This is a genomic window from Leyella stercorea DSM 18206 (assembly GCF_000235885.1).
GTDB classification, from domain to species: domain Bacteria; phylum Bacteroidota; class Bacteroidia; order Bacteroidales; family Bacteroidaceae; genus Prevotella; species Prevotella stercorea.
Map to the genome: position 1 here is coordinate 40,509 of NZ_JH379450.1, position 4,801 is coordinate 45,309.

Below are 4,801 nucleotides of genomic sequence, written 5' to 3' on the forward strand. Positions count from 1 at the left end.
TTTTACTCTTTTACTTTTTTACTTTTAAAAGTTGCCAAAGTCTGTCTGCCGGCACTTCTGCCTCAACGCAAATTGGTTCTTTCGATACGGGGTGCACAAACTCTATGCGGCGTGAGTGGAGCGAGATGCTTCCGTCAGGGTTGCTGCGTGGTGCTCCATACTTCAGGTCGCCCTTTATTGGGCATCCCATGTGCGCCAGTTGGCAGCGTATCTGGTGATGTCTACCCGTGAGCAGCGTAACCTCAAGCAGCATATAGTTGTCCGACACGGAGTGCACCTTATACTTCAGAACTGCCTTCTTCGCTCCAGGCACCTCCTTGGCGTGGGCGTAGCTTTTGTTTTGGCGTTCGTTGCGTGTGAGCCAGTCGGTTAGCGTTCCCTCTGGGGCAATATCACTGCGCTTCGTTATAGCCCAATACGTTTTGTGGACATCGCCCGTGCGGAACATATCGTTCAGCCGCGAGAGTGCTTTAGAGGTCTTGGCGAAGACAACAAGTCCGCTCACGGGGCGGTCAAGACGATGCACAACACCGAGGAACACGTTGCCAGGTTTGTTGTACTTCTCTTTGATATACTCCTTCACGATGTCGCTGAGCGGTTTATCGCCGGTTTTGTCGCCTTGAACGATTTCGCCGCTACACTTGTTGACTATGATTATGTGGTTGTCTTCGTAGACTACTTTCATTGTTTGCCAGTTAATAAAAACACAAAGAGGGTGTATCAAAATAGAAGTTATGGAAGTTGGGGCTCCCGATAATTTCAGTTTTGAAACACCCTCATTATCGTAAAAAATCTGCTTGTAGACAGAATTACATGTTCATGCCACCATCTACCTGAATAACCTGTCCGCTTACGTATGAAGACATATCAGAAGCGAGGAATACGCATACGTTTGCGATGTCTTCTGTCTGACCTCCGCGACGCAATGGAATCTTCTTCATCCAGTCCTTGCGTACGTCCTCTGGAAGCTGTGCTGTCATTGGTGTCTCGATGAAACCAGGAGCGATAGCGTTAGCACGCACGCCCTTCGGACCAAGCTCCTGAGCGATTGACTTTGCCAAGCCAATCATACCTGCCTTAGAAGCCGAGTAGTTGCACTGGCCAGCATTGCCATGAACGCCTACTACTGACGACATATTGATGATTGAACCGCTACGCTGACGAAGCATGATCGGCGCACAAGCGTGGATGAAGTTGAACGCTGACTTGAGGTTTATGTTGAGCACTGCGTCCCACTGAGCCTCAGACATACGGAGCATCAATCCGTCCTTTGTGATACCAGCGTTGTTCACCAACACGTCGATAGAACCGAAGTCGGCATGTATCTGCTTTACAACTTTCTCTGTCTCCTCAAAATCGGCAGCATTGCCTGCGTATGCACGACAAGTAACGCCCAATGCCTCAATCTCCTTACGTGTAGCCTCAAGTCCGGCAGCCATGTCGTCGTTGAGCACGAGGTCGGTGAATGCGATGTTTGCGCCTTCAGAGGCGAACTTCATAGCGACAGCCTTTCCGATGCCGCGGGCTGCTCCCGTGACGAGGGCAGTCTTACCTGTTAATAATCCCATTTCTTAAATTATTAAATATATAAACGTTTCTAATTGTTCAATTTCTTTCCGAGCGCACCATACACCACCTTTGCCACGAGCGGCTTGCTGGCTTCCTCGGTGAGTCCGTGACCGATGCGTCCGTAGATGAACGGCACCTCAAGACCCTTTATACAATAGTGGGTGATATCAGCTACGAGGTTTACGTCGTCGATATCAAACTCGCCATCCGCCTTGCCCTCCTGATAAACCTTACGAAAGAGATCTATCTCATAGTCGTCAAACTTTTTGCGCACCTTCTCCACCATCCAAATATTGCGGAAGAACTCGGCACGCAGATTGCCATTGCGCACTACCGTCTCTCTAATCATAATCAGATGGGTGTAGATAAGCTCTATCACCTTGTCCAACGGACGCATCTTCATAGCAGCCACCTCGTCGAGTTTGTCGCTCAAGCGCTCCAATTCCGACTCTATCACAGCCGAATACACCTCCTCCTTGCTATTGAAATAGGTGTACAACGTGCGACGACCTTTGCCCGATGCCACGGCGATGTCGTTCATCGTGGTGTTCGCTACGCCGTTCTTTGCAAACAGCTGTCGCGCAATATCTATGAGTTTCTGACGTGTCTTGGATATTGACATATTGAGATTACCCCTTTCCTGTTTATTTTAAACGAATAAGCAGAGCGTTGCAGCACTCTTTAATGGACGAGAGTTGCATTTGCACACACCCTCTAACAATGTGCAAAAGTACTGCAATATTTTCAAAAAAGCAAATAAATGGGCGTTAATATGCTCACTTATACCGCATTTCTTCATTTATATCCACATCCGCGTCGGTCGATGCAGACATCCGCGTCGGTCGGTGCAGACATCCGCGCCGGTCGATGCAGACATACGCGTCGGTCGATGCAGACCGCCCAAAACCTACAACAACACTATTGTACGTCAGACTTAAAATAAAAGAAGTTATACTTTGAAGGTTTAAAAGATTTTCATATCTTTGCATAAGAAAGGCTGCATCTCGGCAATTCAAGCAAACTTGATTGCACTCGATTTGCACTTTCTTTGCATAAAAACAACTAAAACCTATATCATAATATGACGCTAAACAAACACACCACCATACTCAGTATGGCTTTCGCCGCAATCATGTCGTTTGGCACTATGCAAACCGACGCACAATCGCTCTCGCCGTCAACCAAATGGCAGTGGAATAAGGGTAAAATCGTGATTGAGTCGCCCGAACGACCTGCCGGACAGAAGGACGTGCTACAGTTAGCTCTGCCGAAGATGAAGACTGTACGTGTGGGCTTCGTCGGTCTGGGTATGCGCGGACCAAGTGCTGTGGCTGACTTCGCACTCATCCCTGGTGTAGAGATTGTTGCACTGTGCGACTATGAACACGACCGTGCCGAGCGACAGAACGCAACACTACGCAAACACGGACTGCCTCCAGCTGCTGTATATTCGGGCGAAAAGGGATACGAGGACTTATGCAGACGCAACGATATCGACCTCGTGTACATCGCTACCGACTGGGACCACCACGCCATTGTAGCAAAGTGCGCTCTCGAAAACGGTAAGAATGTGGCTGACGAGGTGCCGTCGGCTATGAACTTGGAAGAATGTTGGGAACTGGTAAATCTCGCCGAGCAGAAACAGCTCAACTGCATGATTCTTGAAAACTGCTGCTACGACTGGTTCGAAATGCGAACGCTGAACATGGCGCAACATGGTGTATTCGGTGAGATAATACGTGCACAAGGAGCATACATCCACAATCTCGACGAGTTCTGGGACTATTATTGGAAAAATCCGAACGGTTCCGACCCCGAACAATTAGGATGGCGACTAAAATACAATCGCGAAAATCGTGGCGACATATACGCTACGCATGGCTTAGGACCAGTAGCGCAGGCACTCGACATTCATCGTGGCGACCGCATGGCACTACTCGTGGCAATGGATACGAAGAGCGTACACGGAAAGGAGTTGGTGGAGGCGAAAACGGGTAAGCCGTGCAACGACTTCCGCAACGGCGACCACACAACAACACTTATCCGCACCGCAAATCAAAAGGTTATAGAGCTGCAACACGACGTGATGAACCCTCAACCCTACAATCGACTCTATCAGCTAACTGGCTCACGTGGCTTCGCCAACAAATACCCCATCGAAGGATACGCTTTGGACAGCAAGCAGCTCACTGCAAGCGGTGTGCAACCACAGGTGGACAACCTCTCTACACATAGCTTCATGCCAGAAGCCGAAAGAAAAGCACTCGAAGAGAAGTACGAACACCCAATTCTGAAGAAGTTCGGTAAACTGGCAAAAGAGGTTGGAGGACATGGCGGCATGGACTTCATTATGACTGCACGTCTCGTCTACTGCCTGCAAAACGGACTGCCGCTCGACATGGACGTGTACGACCTGGCTGAGTGGTGCGCCATCGCCGAACTCAGCGCATTGTCAATGGACAACGACTGCGCTCCAGTCACCTTCCCCGACTTCACTCGCGGACTATGGAACAAGTACCAAGGCTACCGCCACGCTTATGCTTCGCCTGAGGAAGAGGCAGCAGCAGAAGCTATCGCCCAAGCCTTCACAAAGGCATCTAAAGAAGCAACAGCTAAGTTGAAGCTATGGCAGCTCTACGACAATGTGCAGAATGCCAAGAGCGATGCAATGAAGCAGAAGGCACAAACAGCCCTCAACAAAGCTATAGCCAAGGCAAGAGCAATCGTAGCCAAACAACTGTAACACCCCTCAACACCCCTCCCCCCTTTTTACCCGAATAACAATACTTAATCCATCGCCTGCTATATGATAACTTTTCCCGAAAGTTTTTGGATTTTATTCGTGATAATAATCTTCTGCCTTATAATAAAGGAGGCGAAGAATGGGGGCTCACATTCATTAAATCCAGAAAAAGCTAAACAAGAACTCGAAGACGCCAAGGAATCACTTGCGTTTACAAGGCATAAATCATGGCTTATACGTGTTGCCGACCGCGAATCGCGACGTATGGAGAAGCGCCTTGAATATCTGTACCGTCTACGCAAAAAGGCTGTAAAACGCTTTGGCGAGGAGTCTGAACAAGTAGTACGTATAGACAAATGGTTAATGGAGGTGCGGCGATACATGCTTGAATTTTCAAGAGTATCGACATATGCTGACAAATTAGGGACTGGGATTTGAATGTATCTCGAATATTTTTCGTATATTTGCGGTATAACCAATTAAATCGTC

At 48.6% G+C, this 4,801-nt stretch carries 4 protein-coding genes; 1 reads left to right on the plus strand and 3 read right to left on the minus strand.

Annotated features, from left to right (window positions below; translation table 11 throughout):
* Positions 1–10 precede the first annotated feature (10 nt).
* The 3 genes from HMPREF0673_RS09965 to HMPREF0673_RS09975 form a co-directional block, all read right to left on the minus strand.
* Positions 11–685, minus strand: a complete 675-nt coding sequence (locus HMPREF0673_RS09965) for an RluA family pseudouridine synthase (protein WP_007901710.1) — start codon at positions 683–685, stop codon at positions 11–13.
* A gap of 124 nt (positions 686–809) precedes the next feature.
* Positions 810–1,568 carry a 3-oxoacyl-[acyl-carrier-protein] reductase gene (gene fabG, locus HMPREF0673_RS09970; RefSeq protein WP_007901712.1) on the minus strand — a complete coding sequence of 253 codons (759 nt, stop codon included), beginning with the start codon at positions 1,566–1,568 and terminating at the stop codon, positions 810–812.
* Between the two features lie 29 nt (positions 1,569–1,597).
* Positions 1,598–2,191, minus strand: a complete 594-nt coding sequence (locus tag HMPREF0673_RS09975; RefSeq protein ID WP_007901714.1) for a TetR/AcrR family transcriptional regulator — start codon at positions 2,189–2,191, stop codon at positions 1,598–1,600.
* A 510-nt stretch (positions 2,192–2,701) separates the two neighbouring features.
* On the opposite strand from HMPREF0673_RS09975, the gene HMPREF0673_RS09980 reads away from it, so the two are divergent.
* A complete protein-coding gene (locus HMPREF0673_RS09980; protein WP_245544252.1) occupies positions 2,702–4,312 on the plus strand; it encodes a Gfo/Idh/MocA family protein in 1,611 nt (536 codons plus the stop codon).
* Positions 4,313–4,801: the final 489 nt, after the last annotated feature.